Origin of the sequence: Chitinophaga sancti (genome assembly GCF_034424315.1) — a bacterium.
Lineage (GTDB): Bacteria > Bacteroidota > Bacteroidia > Chitinophagales > Chitinophagaceae > Chitinophaga > Chitinophaga sancti.
Map to the genome: position 1 here is coordinate 8167903 of NZ_CP139972.1, position 14453 is coordinate 8182355.

11 protein-coding genes are annotated in these 14453 nt (G+C 45.9%); 9 read left to right on the forward strand and 2 right to left on the reverse strand.

All coding sequences use genetic code 11. The features are described from left to right. Positions 1-69 precede the first annotated feature (69 nt). From U0033_RS32130 to U0033_RS32165, 8 genes are all read left to right on the forward strand, one after another. Positions 70-657 carry an RNA polymerase sigma factor gene (locus U0033_RS32130; protein WP_072363083.1) on the forward strand — a complete coding sequence of 196 codons (588 nt, stop codon included), beginning with the start codon at positions 70-72 and terminating at the stop codon, positions 655-657. Between the two features lie 233 nt (positions 658-890). Then, positions 891-1829 carry a FecR family protein gene (locus U0033_RS32135; protein ID WP_072363082.1) on the forward strand — a complete coding sequence of 313 codons (939 nt, stop codon included), beginning with the start codon at positions 891-893 and terminating at the stop codon, positions 1827-1829. Positions 1830-1868: 39 nt separating this feature from the next. Then, positions 1869-5321, forward strand: coding sequence for a SusC/RagA family TonB-linked outer membrane protein (locus U0033_RS32140; protein WP_083571646.1), 3453 nt, complete (start codon positions 1869-1871; stop codon positions 5319-5321). Positions 5322-5339: 18 nt separating this feature from the next. Then, positions 5340-6797, forward strand: a complete 1458-nt coding sequence (locus U0033_RS32145) for a SusD/RagB family nutrient-binding outer membrane lipoprotein (protein ID WP_072363081.1) — start codon at positions 5340-5342, stop codon at positions 6795-6797. 13 nt (positions 6798-6810) lie between these two features. Then, on the forward strand, positions 6811-7494 hold the full coding sequence (locus U0033_RS32150) for a glycerophosphodiester phosphodiesterase family protein (RefSeq protein ID WP_083571645.1): 684 nt from the start codon (positions 6811-6813) through the stop codon (positions 7492-7494). Then, positions 7494-8306 carry a glycerophosphodiester phosphodiesterase family protein gene (locus U0033_RS32155; RefSeq protein WP_072363079.1) on the forward strand — a complete coding sequence of 271 codons (813 nt, stop codon included), beginning with the start codon at positions 7494-7496 and terminating at the stop codon, positions 8304-8306. Before U0033_RS32150 ends, U0033_RS32155 begins: the two co-directional genes overlap by 1 nt. Positions 8307-8332: 26 nt before the next feature. Beyond that, the gene (locus tag U0033_RS32160; RefSeq protein ID WP_072363078.1) at positions 8333-9895 is read left to right on the forward strand and encodes a purple acid phosphatase family protein; all 1563 of its coding nucleotides are present in this window, start codon (positions 8333-8335) and stop codon (positions 9893-9895) included. Beyond that, the gene (locus U0033_RS32165; RefSeq protein WP_083571644.1) at positions 9892-11616 is read left to right on the forward strand and encodes a cytochrome-c peroxidase; all 1725 of its coding nucleotides are present in this window, start codon (positions 9892-9894) and stop codon (positions 11614-11616) included. Before U0033_RS32160 ends, U0033_RS32165 begins: the two co-directional genes overlap by 4 nt. Before the next feature lie 11 nt (positions 11617-11627). Here the strand turns inward: U0033_RS32165 and U0033_RS32170 are convergent, their stop codons facing one another. Next, positions 11628-12701 (reverse strand): acyltransferase family protein, encoded by a 1074-nt coding sequence (locus tag U0033_RS32170; RefSeq protein WP_072363077.1) that lies wholly within the window; start codon positions 12699-12701, stop codon positions 11628-11630. Between the two features lie 384 nt (positions 12702-13085). Here U0033_RS32170 and U0033_RS32175 point away from each other — a divergent pair, with 384 nt between their 5' ends. Beyond that, on the forward strand, positions 13086-13682 hold the full coding sequence (locus U0033_RS32175) for a DNA-3-methyladenine glycosylase (RefSeq protein WP_072363163.1): 597 nt from the start codon (positions 13086-13088) through the stop codon (positions 13680-13682). Here the strand turns inward: U0033_RS32175 and U0033_RS32180 are convergent. Next, positions 13679-14446, reverse strand: a complete 768-nt coding sequence (locus U0033_RS32180) for a tRNA(His) guanylyltransferase Thg1 family protein (RefSeq protein WP_072363076.1) — start codon at positions 14444-14446, stop codon at positions 13679-13681. The two genes, U0033_RS32175 and U0033_RS32180, sit on opposite strands and share 4 nt — an antisense overlap. Positions 14447-14453: the final 7 nt, after the last annotated feature.

The following is a 14453-nucleotide window of genomic DNA, read 5'->3' on the forward strand; positions in this document are numbered from 1 at the left end:
AGTATGGTTAACAAAAAGTTAATATGGTTCAACGGCATTATAGAATAGCTTTGCAGCTACTCAAGTCGTATGGAAGTAGGACAAAACGGTGATATACAACTTTGGGAGCAGTTTTGCAGAGGGGATAGGCGTGCATTCGATGGCGTGTGGACTTATTGGTTCCCTATACTATTTAAATACTGTAACAGGTTTACTGAGGACAAGGGCCTGATTAAAGATGTATTACAGGATTTTTTTATTGAATTATTTACCAGCCGTTCCCGGCGTAATAATGTACAGCATTTAAAGAGCTACCTGATGATAGCTGTACGACGCAAGCTCTTGCGCGCAATCAATCAACAGAAAGCCCGGTTCACTGAAGACCTGGGCGATGATGAAAGCTATGGCTTTTACCTCGATCTCTCCGCCGATCATTCTATCATTTCACAGCAGGATTTACTCAATCGAAAACAGGTCGTACAGCACATCGTCAATGGGCTGAGCAACCGGCAGCGTGAAGCTATTTATCTTTATTTTTTCGAAAACATCGGTTACGAAAGCATTGCTGAAATCATGTCTATGAAAGAAGTGAAATATGCCAGGACCCTTATATATCGCGCGCTTGACGAAATGCGGGAAGTGCTCGAACGTAATAAACAACTCACTGAATTATTGTAAAAAATTCTGTTTCGGGAACTTATTTCATAAATAGGCATTTTCAATTGATAATTGATACGCAAATAATAATTATGAAATGAGCCCGAATTTAATTGTGTTCCCTGTCGTCAATGGCACAGCGGGTTTGGACCGCTTTTGAAAGTGTAAAATGAAACCAGCTAGAATTCACTTAACAATTTGTTTACATTGAACCTGAGGGTATCTGAATCATTTCCTGCCTCTTACTAATAACAATGGACCAAGAACAATATACAGTAGCGGAACTGGTGACAAATCCCGGTTTCAGAGCATGGGCAAATCAGTCAGACGAAACAGCACGCGCACATTGGGAACAATGGTTAGCTGCTCATCCTGAACGGCGTAGTGATGTAGACACCGCTTTCACCTTACTTTCTGTTCTGAAAGAAAATGAAAACGGAGCTTCTCCTGCCGATCTATCAGAGATGCAGGAAAGATTTGATCAGGCCCTGGGCCGTCGTCGCCGCATCGCCCTGTATCGCTGGACTGCCGCTGCCGCCTCATTGTTATTACTGATTTCAACCGGTCTTTATTTTGCAGATAAACGAACCACCATTCATACCGGCATTGCCATGACAAAGGAAGTCACCCTGCCGGATGGATCCAAAGTATTGCTGAATGCCAACACCACCCTGCAATACAAAGGACACGATGTATGGGTAGAAGGAGAAGCCTATTTTAGCGGCGAACACCATGATCTGAAAGTACACACCGATGGAATGAATGTTGCCGTATTGGGTACCGCTTTCAATATTTACAACCGCAAACAACATATTGAAGTATTGCTGGAATCCGGCAAAGTAAATGTAAGCGGAGCCGGTTGGGGGGCCAATGCAGGTAGTGTGGATATGACACCTGGTGAGATGATCCGCCTCGATGCCGGTAAGAAAAAAATGGAACGCATCAATCCGGAGACGTTTAATTCCTGGAAGAGCGGCCGCTTGATCTTTAAAAATACACCTTTATATAAAGTCGCCACCATACTGGAAGAAAACTATGGTTTTCATGTCCAGTGGAAAAGCACCAATTTACAAAATGAACGTTTTTCCGGCTCTTGTCCTTTAGACAATACAGACATTCTCCTGGCTGCTATCAGGTTAGTGTACAATGACCAGCTTTCAGTCCAGGCTAATCATACTATCGTATTCGAATAAGCTATTATCACTTCGTAAACAGCAAGCGCATTAATTTTTATGAAACGCAAATTGAACAGGTATCTTATCCTGACTGTCTTCCTATTGCTGGAAGTCTGGCAGCTAAGGGCTCATACCAACACGATCGCCTATAACTATGTGAGTGAAAAGGTTTCGCTGGCTACAGCGCTCCAGAAAATGGAAGACATCTTTCACGTCAATTTTAACTACAACAGCGCCACTGTGGCGAATAAATATGTAAACTTTGAGCAGTTTCCCCAACAGGGTGCTTTCAATGCCAGCAAGGTAGCGCAGGCCCTGCAACCACTGGGTTTGACTATCGTGCAACTGGGTCATACCGACTATGCCATCCAGCGCATTATGCCCGGCAATACCATTACCATCACCGGCAATGATCACAAGATCATCAATGGTACCATCACCAACGATAAAGGTGAACCGGTTCCGGGTGCACTGATCACCGACCAGGCTACAAATAAAATGGTGGTGGCAGATGATCAGGGCCACTACACCATCGAAGTAAATGGTGCAAGCACCCTGCTCATCCACGCTGTAGGTTTTGTCAACAAGACCGTCAAAGCTGGTAACTCCTCCATGCTGAACATACAATTATTACCGGATGTAAAAGACCTCTCTGCAGTAGTTGTCACGGCATTAGGTATCAGGCGTGAAGAAAAAGCGCTGGGTTATTCTATCGCTACCATGGATGGTTCTAAATTGAATACTGTTAAAGATGTGAATGTTGTAAACAGCCTCTCCGGCAAAGTTGCGGGTGTCGACATTCGTTCTGCCAGCTCTGATCCCGGTGGTTCTGTGCTGATCACTATTCGTGGTGCCAGCTCTATTGCTAACAATAACCAGCCGCTGTTTGTCGTGGATGGAGTACCTGTTACTTCGGCTAACAGAAGTCCGACTGTGCCTGTAGGCCAGGTAACTGTTGACTATGGAAGCCCGATCTCCGATGTAAGTCCTGACGATATCGCCAGCGTAACTGTTCTGAAAGGTGCCAGCGCCGCAGCATTGTACGGTAGTCGTGCAGCCAATGGCGTTATCCTCATCACTACCAAAAGTGGTAATGGTAAAAATAAGAAAGGACTGAACGTAAGTGCAAACTTCAGTGCACTCTATGATAAAGCATGGCAGTTTCCTGATTTCCAGAGCGAATTTGGCGCAGGCGATGCAACAGGTTCTATAGATCCGACTAATACACTGTCTACTGCTTCCTGGGGGCCTAAGCTGAACGATGGTTCGAAACACATTCAATGGAACAGCCCCGTAGCAGCTAATGGTGAACTGGTGCCAACAGACTGGATCGCTTATCCTAACAGGGTAAAGGATTTCTACGAAACGGGTTCTACTTATACCAGCAATGTAGCTGTTACCGGGAGTAATTTCCGCCTCTCTTATACCAACCTGCAAAACAAAGGTATCACACCTAACACAGGTTTGCAGCGAAACAACATCAACCTCTCTGCGGGTTATGAGATGAGTCCGAAAGTGAAGGTAACTACTAATATTGCCTATACGAATAATAATAGTAATAATCGTCCTACTTTCAACAGGGGTAGCTCCAGTTATATCCTGTATACTATGCCGGCGAACATCAATTCCAAACTGCTGAAAGATTACTGGCAAAGTGGAAAAGACGGTCTGCAGCAGTTCTCACAGGATCAGGGAAGTACTGATAACCCTTACTTCGTAGCCTACCAGTTAACCAATGCCTACAACCGTCACCACGTAACAGGTAATGTGCAGCTGACCATGGAGCTGGCAAAGGGCTTGACATTAATGGCCCGTACAGGTCTCGACTGGTATACCGAAACTGATGAGAGCAAGCGTGCGGTGAGTGCTGTACAGAACCCTTATGGCGCATATTATGTCGGTAATTTATTTGGCAGTGAGCAGAACACCGACTTCCTGCTCACCTATAAGAAAAGTCTGCCTAAGGATTTTGCATTTTTCGTAAGCGCAGGTGCTAACCGCATGGACCAGCGTTCTAACACGCAGTCACAGGCCGCCAGCCAGCTGGTAATGCCGGGAGTATACAACATCTCTAATGCTGCTGCCGGTACGATTACCAATGCTTCTTACAAGGCTACCAAACGCATTAACAGTTTGTATGCAATGGGTGAATTGTCTTATAAGAGCTATGCATTCCTGGATCTGAGTGCCAGAAATGACTGGTCCAGTGCATTACCTGCCAATCACAACTCCTATTTTTATCCCTCTGCCTCTTTGAGCCTGATCCTGTCCGACATGCTGAAGATTGAACATGGTGCACTCTCTTATGCCAAGGTAAGAGTGAACTGGTCTAAGGTAGGTAAGGATACCGATCCTTACAGCCTGTACAACAGTTTTAGCTTCAGCTCTCCTGACTGGGGTAATGTGAAGATGGCAACGTTCAGCACTACATTAAAAAACAACAACCTGAAGCCGGAAATCGCTACTTCCTATGAAGTAGGTACGGATCTGAAATTCTTCAACAACAGGTTGGGCATCGAAGCTACCTGGTATACGACCGATAGCCGTAACCAGATCATCCAGATCCCTACTACCATGGCAAGCGGTTATAGTGCCCGTATTATCAATGCCGGTGAAATACGCAACAGGGGCTGGGAAGTAGCGATACATGGTACCCCGGTCTCCGGTAAGTTCATCTGGGATATTGGTGCAAACTTTACCCGTAACAGGAACAAGGTGATTGCGCTGACCAATGGCATTACTTCTTATCTGCAGGGTACTGCCGAAGGCATGCAATACCAGGTACGTGAAGGAGAATCGCTGGGCGACATGTATGGTAATACCTGGAAAAAAGTGCCGGATGGTCCTTATAAGGGAATGGAGTTGCTGGACGAAACAGGACATAGCCAGAACGCTACCAGTCTTGTGAAGATTGGCAACTACAATCCTGATTTCTCTTTGGGTATCACCAACACATTCAGCTATGGCCACTTCACATTGAATACGCTGATCGACTATCGCCAGGGGGGCAAGTTCTTTTCTTATATGTTCATGAACCTCTTGTCTGACGGCCGTACTACCAATACACTGAAAGGCCGTGACCTGGCACATGGTGGCCTGGCATGGAATGATGGTACCAGCGACCGTACCGACGGTATGATCGAAGATGGTTATATCGCAGATGAGAACGGAGGCTATGTAAAAAATACCAATATCACCGATCCGGAAACATACTACGGTGACTACTATTGGAAAATGCATGCCCGCAATACATTCAGCGCTACCTATGTAAAGCTGCGTGAAGTGAGCCTGACCTACCTGTTCAGCAAGGAGCAGACAGGCAGACTGCCCATTTCTAACCTGAGTGTGTCATTGATAGCCCGTAACCTCTTTAGCTGGACGGCAGCTGGTGCAGGATACGATCCTGAAACTGCGATGACGATCAAGAGCGGAAGCATTACCCCTGGTACATCCAGCTGGTCACTGCCATATACCCGTTCTTATGGTGTGAAACTGGGTCTTAACTTTTAATATTCATTCGACAACTATATGAAAAAGATCTATGCCATTGGTGCATTGTTCCTGTTAAGTGCATGTACGAAGAATTTTTCGGAGATCAATACGGATCCAAACACGGCGACAACTGTCAATCCGCAATACCTGCTTACAACAGCGCTGGTAAAGACTGCATATCCTTACCAGGATGATGCATTCCTGGACAAGCCGGCAGAAGCAGCACGTTATATCACCAAGGTGCGTAATGAAGGTGATGACCTGTTTGGCTGGGCTGGTATAAACTGGGATGGGTATTATGGTGCGCTCACCTACAATAAGACCTTTCATGACCTGGCCGCTTCGAAAGGTATGTTGCAGTACACGGCGATCTCAGATATTATTAAGGTATTCAACTTCGCCTATATTACAGATTTATATGGAGACATACCGTACAGTGAGGCCTTACTATCTAAAGACAGTAGTATAGTACATCCCGGATATGACCGGCAGGAGGATATCTATCCTTCGCTGCTGGCCACACTTACGGCGGCAAACGATACGCTGGCTTCAAATGCACAGACCATCGATGCGGATTATGATATCCTGTATGGAGGTGTGGCATTGAACTGGCGTAAGTTTGCCAATGCACTGCACTTACGCTTGCTGCTGCGTATGGCAAAGAAATCGGCTACTGCCTATACGGAGATGCAGAACATGCTGAACGATCCGGCAAAGTATCCTTTGTTCGAAAGCAATAATGATGATGCGGCATTGAAATACTTAGGTGTGAATGCAATTGATAGCTGGCCGGGGGGGAACCTGAACAGTAAGGCGACTGAGATCGATAAGTACAAACCGGCTAAGGAGATCGTAGATACCCTGCTGCGTTTGCATGATCCAAGATTGCCTGTATGGGCAGCGCCTGTATCAGTTACGGCAGGTTATACAGTAGATGCAAACCTGTATGTAGGCGTACCCAATGCGATTGCATCTCCTTATGATTACAATGGTGGGGAGACGCATATCTCTAAGATGGCGCCGATCTTCTATGCTAACCAAAATAACCTGCTGAAGGCTAGTATGATGAGTTATGCAGAGCAGTGTTTTATCCTGGCAGAAGTGATGCAGCAGGGGAAAGTTACGGTGAATGATGAAACCGCGGCTTCCCTGTATATAAAGGGTATCAGTGCCTCACTGGATGCTTATGGTATCTCTGCAAGTGCGAAGGCTACTTACCTGGCACAGGCAGCTGTACAATACAATGGTACCCTGGTACAGCTGATCACACAGAAGTGGATTGCGAATTTCCTGAAAGGACCGGAAGGTTGGTTTGACCAGAGAAGAACGGGTTATCCTGTGTTCGTGACAGGGCCACTGGCAGCTATTTCTGAAATTCCGTCCAGGTATAAGTATCCTACTACGGAGCAGTCGTATAACCTGGATGAATACAATGCAGCAGTTACCCGGCAAGGTACGGATGCACTGACAACAAAGATGTGGTATTTAAAATGATAATTTGATAGCTATGCAATTTTATTTAATGCTGATGATAGCATTGCTGCCAGTAGTAAAGCATAAACATGTAGTGATCGCCCATAGAGGCGATCACACTGTTTTACCAGAGAATACATTGGCAGCATATACGCGGGCAATAACAGATGGGGTAGATTATGTGGAAGTAGATTTGAGAACGTTTAAAGATGGACGATTATATATTAGTCATGGAGAGCTTTCGGAGTTGAATAAGGACGTGCCTTCATTTACCGATGTGCTGAAACTGTGTAAGGGCAGGGTGAATATCTATCTTGATTTTAAAGAGGCGGACCCGGAAATCGTGTATCCGTTGATCAAAAGGGCAGGTATGGAAAAGCATATAGTGGTATACTGCAATACCCTGGAGCAGGTGGATGCATGGCAAAGGGTGGCACCAAAGATGCCATTGATGACGAGTATACCTGATGATGTAAAAGATCTGGATGCATTCTTTGACAGGTACCCGGTATCTGCAATTGATGGCAATGTGGGCCAGTATACAGGGGAGATGCTGGCAGTATTTAAAAAGAGAAATGTGGCCGTATGGCTGGATGTGCAGGCGAAGGAAGAAGGTCCGCTCAGCTGGCAGCAGGCCCTGGATACGCCTGTGCAGGGCTTACAAACGGATCATCCGGGAGCACTGATCAATTATCTTAAACAAAAAGGAAACAGGTAATGAATAAGCTATTATTTTTACTGTTAGCAATGGCTCCGGTAGATCATATTATCAAAGACTTCTATCATCATCACCAGTATATACTGGTGGCAGCGCATCGTGCGGATCACGGGGTGTACGCGGAGAATTCCCTGCCCGCTATCCAAACGGCTATTGACAAGGGGATTGATATCATCGAAATAGATGTTCGGGAAACAAAGGACGGGGTATTGGTGTTGATGCATGATGAAGGCATTGATAAGAAAACAGACGGACATGGGAAAGTAGCGGATATGACATTCTCTGAGCTACAGGCCCTGCATTTAAAAAGAGAGGGTGTGGTGACAAAGGAACGCATTCCTTCTTTCCGGCAGGCATTGGAAATGGCAAGGGGAAAAATCATGATCGATATAGATTTCAAAGCAGATACAAAGAGTGCGATGCTTGCTACCTGCAAAATGGTAAAGGACATGGGCATGGAAAAGCAGGTATTGTTCTTTGTATACGATTATAAGGATGCAGATCTTGTGCGGGCAATAGACCCTGATATACCCGTGATGCCAAGGGTGCACAATGCAGCGGAGACAATGGCAGTGGTAAAACAGGGCCGATATCCTATCTTGCATGGAGATGATGGTTGTTATACAGATAGCCTGATGCAGGTAGTACGTAAAGCTAACATGAGAGTGTGGATGAATGCGCTGGGAGACTACGATGACCTGGGTGAGCAGGGATTTGATTCGCTGTTGCAGAAGAAACAGATCAATGTGATTCAGACAGACAAACCGGAAGAACTGCTGGCTTATTTACGGAAAAAGGGATTACACAGATAAAGTTAACATAAAAATCATATAGTAATATGAAGCAGGGATGGTGGCTACTTTGTTTATTATTCTTTTCGTTTTTAACCGTACACGCGCAGAGCAGTGATGGGGATGAAGATCCGATCACGGTGATCCGTGGCCCGTATCTGCAGGTGGGTTCTCCAACCGGGATGACGATTCGCTGGCGTACGAATGTGGCTACGCGTAGCCGGGTACGTTTTGGTACGATGGTGAATAAATGGGATCTGCAGAAAGACGATTCAACGATAACGACTGAGCATATTGTACGAATAACAGGGTTAAAGCCTCACACGCGTTATTATTATACAGTCGGCACCTTTGCAGATACCCTGCAGGGAGATGCCAATAACTACTTTTACACCTTGCCTGAAGTGGGTAGTAAGAACCTGATCAGGGTAGGTGCTTTTGGGGATTGTGGGAACAACTCAGCGAACCAGCGAAATGTAAAACAGTCTATGCTGAATTACCTTGGCAGCAATTATATGGATGCCTGGATCCTGCTGGGTGATAATGCGTATGGAAGTGGCACGGATCAGGAGTTCCAGACCAAGTTCTTCAACGTGTATAAGGATGATTTGCTAAAGCAGCATCCAATGTATCCCACACCTGGTAACCATGATTATAACGACCATGATTTTCCGGGTGCGGTAGAAGTAGCGGTACGTACACACAAGACTGCTTACTATCAGAATTTCTCTATGCCGACAGAGGCAGAAGATGGTGGGGTACCTTCTCATACACAGGCTTTCTTTTCATTTGATATTGGCAATGTTCATTTTATTTCACTGGATAGTTATGGTAAGGAAGCGGAGCAATATAAATTGTATGATACCCTGGGGCCACAGGTAGAATGGGTAAAGCGCGACCTGGCCGCAAATAAGAATAAGCAGTGGGTGGTAGCTTACTGGCATCATCCGCCATATACCATGGGTTCTCATAATTCTGATGAGGCAGAGGATCTGATCAGCATCCGTGAGAATTTTATCCGGATCCTGGAACGGAATGGGGTCGATCTGATCTTGTGTGGACATAGTCATGATTATGAGCGTTCCCGTTTGATGAAAGGACATTATGGTATGATGGATTCATTTGATCCTGCAGTGCATAACCTGAGCCGTTCTTCAGGGTTGTATGATGGGAGTGAGAATAGTTGTCCGTATGTAAAGGATTCACTGAATGCGGGTACTGTATACGTTGTAAGTGGTTCTGCGGGCAAGCTCGGTGGCCGGCAAACGACCTATCCGCACAAGGCCATGCAGTATGCTAATGATATGAATGGTGGTGCCTCATTGCTGGAGATTGAAAACAATCGCCTGGACCTGAAATGGATTTGTGCGGATGGTGTGATCAGGGATCGTTTCACGATGATGAAGGACGTGAACAAGCAGCATGTGATGAGGGCAAAGGCAGGGCAGGCGCTGACATTAACGGCATCATTTGTTGGTAATTATAAATGGAGTGAGCAGCATCAGACTTCAAAGTCCATTACAGTAAAGCCTGCAAAAGGCACGAAGACTTATACGGTAGAGGATAAGGAAGGGTGTATAAAAGATACATTTACAATTACTGCGCGATGAAGAAGATAAAGGTGCTGACAGCTTTGTGTTTGTTATTGTGCCTGGGGATAGTAGGCGAAGCACCGAAAGGATACCCGGAGCAAACGATCAGGTATTTTAAAGCGCAGCAGGCTGTGTTTGCGTTAACTACAAAGGCATTGCAGCTGGCGGTTTCGAAATATGATGTGAAGGAAGAGGGTACTGTAGAGCAGGCGAAACAGGCATTGAAGGAATGCCGGCTTGCGTATAAGCGCATTTCGTTTTTCATGGAATATTTTTTTGTGAGTGAGGCTTATGTGTTCAATACACCGGCAAAGTATGAGGTGGAAGAACCTTATATAGAATATGAGGAGCCGGTGGGATTTCAGCAGATAGAAGCTTTATTATTTAGTCATGCATCTAAAAAAGAATTGATGCAGCAGGCAGACATCGTCGCAGAAACGGCGGCAGGTCTGCCTGCTTTGTTATATAATTTCAAGGCAACGGATGCGCAGGTAATGGAGAGCATCCAGTTGGAACTGATCCGGATTCAGAGTTTGTATATTACGGGTTATGATGCGCCTTCATTACAGTGTGGGATCCCGGAGGCAGCTGCAGCGATGGATGCATTGAGCAATGTAGTGGGTATAGATAGTATTCGTACCGCGATGACGAAGGCTTATGCTTATTTAGCAGCTCATCCTGATTACAACAGTTTTGATCGTTTGACCTTTATTACTGATTATACTATGCCGATACAAGCGATGTTGGCGAAACAGGCCGCAACGCATACGGTAAGGGCATTGAATACAACGGCGATCTTTGGTTCGCGTGATCCCTTTAAGAAAGAGACCTTTACACAGGGCGCGGACATTACAGTGGATGGGATGGGCGATGTATTGCGGAATGGAGATAATAGCGCGCCGAAGATAGGTTATGATACAGCTTTGGGGCGTCGTTTATTTTCCGAGAAGAAATTATCTGGAAACAGGCAGCGCAGTTGTGCCACCTGTCATTTACCGGAAAAGCATTTTACAGATGGAATGCCGCAGAATGCATCTTTAACAGGCGGGTTTTTACCCAGGCATACACCTTCCTTATTATATTCCACCTATCAGTATGCACAGTTCTGGGATGGCCGTGCAAAGAGCCTGGAAGAGCAGATAGACGCGGTGCTGCATAGCCCTACGGAGATGGGGGGCACGGATGATAGTATCGTAGCACGAATGAAGATGCCGAAGGCAGAGATCATCAGGGCACTGGCTGCTTACATACGTACTTTAACTCCTTTTAATGCGCCTTTTGATCATTATTTAGCCGGCGACAGATCAGCTATGAGTGCGCAGCAAAAGCATGGCTTTAATATTTTTATGGGCAAGGCCCGTTGTGGCAGTTGTCATTTTGCGCCATTGTTCAATGGTTTAACACCTCCATTGTTTAACCGGACAGAATTTGAAATATTAGGAGTACCCCTGAACAGTGATCTGCAACACCCGGTAGCAGATACTGACAGGGGCAGGATTGCGGTGTTTCCCCTTACCTTTTATGAAGGTGCGTTCAAGACCCCAACAGTCAGAAATGCGGCTGCGACAGCGCCTTATATGCATCATGGCAATTTTAGTACCATGCAACAGGTGATTGACTTTTACAATCAGGGTGGTGTTTCACCCGTTATGCACCAGACATTATCATCAGATACATTAGGATTGAGTAAGGCGGAGCAGCAGGCGCTAATATCCTTTTTAGACGCTTTGGTGGATTGATGTCAGGCTTTTTAATGTAAAAGGATCTTCTCTCTCCATCTTAAAAAAGGTTTTTCAATTAATAACCTCATTAGCCATGCAGCTGTGAGGCAGGTGAGTGTGCAAATGACAAACATGATCGTACTGTTTTTATCGATTCCCCATTGCGAGACTATTTTCTGGGTCACGTTAATGACTATCTTATGGCTCAGGTAGAGGGCATAGGAGAGTGCTGCCAATGAGCGGGTGAGCACATTACCATGTTTATATAAGAAGCAGGCAGGACTTGCGGCGGCGGCTACGATACAGCCATAACCGATGGCTATCAATGGGAAACCGAAAATACTTTCATTGAACAGGTTTTCATCCTCGCATAAGATGTAAGCCCCTGCAAGTACCAGGAGCCCTGCTATGAGCAATGGGGTACTGTATTTGTAGAGTCTTTCTTTAATGGCTGCGAGACTGATGCCAACGAGCAAGCCATCCAGGCGGCTGAAAGTGGGGTAATAGATCCACTTGTACCATACCATCCAGGTATCCGTTGTGGCGGGTAGGTAAAAGTTCATCCAGCAATAGAGGCGAACGCCGAAACCTGCAAGGAAGAGGGAGCCAATGAACCATGGCGCGATTTTGCTGAGGTGATAGGTTCTGAAAAAGATAATTAAGATAGGTAAGACCAGGTAGAACTGTTCTTCAATACACAAAGACCAGGCATGGGAGAAAGCGCCGGTGTTTTTGAGATCGAGGCCCATGTTCTGGGTGAAGGTCAGGAATTTCCAGAGTGGGGGCAGGGTATCACGTTCCCGCAGGTACGGAAACAGGAAGTACAGTGCTACAATGAAGAAATAGGCGGGAAAGATGCGGAAGACCCTTTTGGTATAGAAGGTCTTTAGGGAAATGGACTCTTCGCTGAATAGTTGGCCGGCGATGAGGAAGCCACTGAGTACGAAGAAGAGGTCTACGCCTGTCCAGCCAAAACTACCGATGGTGGAAATCCAGTTGGGATGACTGAATACGTTGTAATGGAACAGGAAGACGAAAGTGATGGCAAATGCGCGAAGATGGTCAAGCCCGTGGAGCTTGCGGGTGATTGGAGGGTGTTGCATAGTATGTAAAAGGAAAGAAGCGCAAAATAGTTTTTTTTGAATAGGATACAATAGGCAGGCTTGTATTTTTTTTATGACATATTTTAATTTGCATCTTCTTTGTGTTAGGTTGAAAGGTCTGATGGATTTTATGAGAAGACTTGTTTGTCCTGGTGCCCGGTGTTTTTGCTGGCAAAACCATATTAATGATTTACGCTGATGTGTATTCTGATTCAGCACAAGTGAGGAAGGCTTTGCAATTGAAAGAAGGGCGTGTACGAAGCTGCGTAACGGTTATGCGTCATTAGTGAGTAATGGGGAACCTGTGAAACTGAAGTTGCGGCAAGATTGAATTTGTTATTGATCGCCTTTCCTGGCGCTGATTTTTTATTTATATTCATATTGATGAAAAAACTGACTGCGAAATTTTATGACAGGCCTGATGTACTGGTAATAGCGCGTGAATTATTGGGTAAGGTGATTGTGACCAGGTTTGATGGGGTATTGACAACGGCGAGAATCGTGGAGACAGAGGCATATAGAGGTGTGGTGGATAAGGCCAGCCATGCGTATGGCGGGCGGCGTACGAACCGCACAGAGGTGATGTTTGGCACGGCGGGAAATGCGTATGTGTACCTGTGTTATGGCATTCACTACCTGTTTAATATAGTGACGAATAAGGCGGATATTCCGGAGGCGGTGTTGATCAGGGCAGCGGAGCCGCTGGAGGGGATTTCAACGATGTTGAAAAGGACGGGGAAAGCGAAGGCGGATTTTACATTAACGCGTGGCCCGGGCAATGTGAGTAAGGCTTTGGGGATTGACAAGGTGCATACGGGCTATAGTTTGTATTCGAAGGAGTTTTACCTGGCGGATGATGGGTATGTGGTAGAAAAGGTGGTAGCAACGCCCCGCATAGGGGTAGATTATGCCGGGGCGGATGCGTTGTTGGATTACCGGTTTTATGTGGAGGGGAGTAAGTATGTGAGTGGGAAGCGTTAGTATCCCTGGTTGTTTAATAGTTTTTCTATGAACCCGTTATACTCTTCTCTCATGGGTAGCTGATCATTTACAATCAATGTTCTTCGCTGCACTGTCATGGTTTTGCCGGTAACAGGGTTCATCCCTTCTTTTTCAGTCTTTCCCCAATAGATACCTATTCCTCTTTTTTGCCAGTCGGGCAGCTCATTGAAGTTAATGCCATGTGTGAAAAGCAATTCATTCTTTTCGGCGGTAGATAAATGATTGATCACCTTTGTTGCTTCGTTGGCGGTTTTCCCGGTTTTTCTCAGTATCCAGTAGCAGTGGGCACTGAGTGCATTGCGATGGGCGTCTTCATTCCTCCAGCGAAAATAATCCTGCACCAGTTGGGCATTGGGTAATTCACAGATCCGGCAGTCAAAAGCGGCTACCTGGCCCAGTTGTAAAGAAAACTTAGCACTGGCCTCGCCGGCAAGAATAGAGGTGTATTTCCTGATCTTGCGGCCGAAGGCGTTTTCATGGAGGTCGAATAGCAGGGAAATCTCATCGCTTTCAGTGTAAGCATAGAGGATGTTGAAACCGCATTGCATGAGGTGTTTGACAGTTTCGATCATAATGTCGCGGAAGCGCATGTCGAAGGGTTTTTCGAAATCATTGAGCTCTTTAGTGAGGCGGGTAAAGCCACGCCCGTCAATGCGTGCGACCATGAAGATGTTGGGGAGAACGATGGTGTCATGAGCGGTTTCGTATACCCGCATTTTGCTGTCTAGTTCGTCGAATTTCATGAGAATG

What these genes read in the sequence shown, in the direction of transcription:
- U0033_RS32130 (WP_072363083.1), top strand. Translation starts at nt 70, where the DNA reads ATGGAAGTAGGACAAAACGGTGATATACAACTTTGGGAGCAGTTTTGC.
- U0033_RS32135 (WP_072363082.1), top strand. Translation starts at nt 891, where the DNA reads ATGGACCAAGAACAATATACAGTAGCGGAACTGGTGACAAATCCCGGT.
- U0033_RS32140 (WP_083571646.1), top strand. Translation starts at nt 1,869, where the DNA reads ATGAAACGCAAATTGAACAGGTATCTTATCCTGACTGTCTTCCTATTG.
- U0033_RS32145 (WP_072363081.1), top strand. Translation starts at nt 5,340, where the DNA reads ATGAAAAAGATCTATGCCATTGGTGCATTGTTCCTGTTAAGTGCATGT.
- U0033_RS32150 (WP_083571645.1), top strand. Translation starts at nt 6,811, where the DNA reads ATGCAATTTTATTTAATGCTGATGATAGCATTGCTGCCAGTAGTAAAG.
- U0033_RS32155 (WP_072363079.1), top strand. Translation starts at nt 7,494, where the DNA reads ATGAATAAGCTATTATTTTTACTGTTAGCAATGGCTCCGGTAGATCAT.
- U0033_RS32160 (WP_072363078.1), top strand. Translation starts at nt 8,333, where the DNA reads ATGAAGCAGGGATGGTGGCTACTTTGTTTATTATTCTTTTCGTTTTTA.
- U0033_RS32165 (WP_083571644.1), top strand. Translation starts at nt 9,892, where the DNA reads ATGAAGAAGATAAAGGTGCTGACAGCTTTGTGTTTGTTATTGTGCCTG.
- U0033_RS32170 (WP_072363077.1), bottom strand. Translation starts at nt 12,701, where the DNA reads ATGCAACACCCTCCAATCACCCGCAAGCTCCACGGGCTTGACCATCTT.
- U0033_RS32175 (WP_072363163.1), top strand. Translation starts at nt 13,086, where the DNA reads ATGAAAAAACTGACTGCGAAATTTTATGACAGGCCTGATGTACTGGTA.
- U0033_RS32180 (WP_072363076.1), bottom strand. Translation starts at nt 14,446, where the DNA reads ATGAAATTCGACGAACTAGACAGCAAAATGCGGGTATACGAAACCGCT.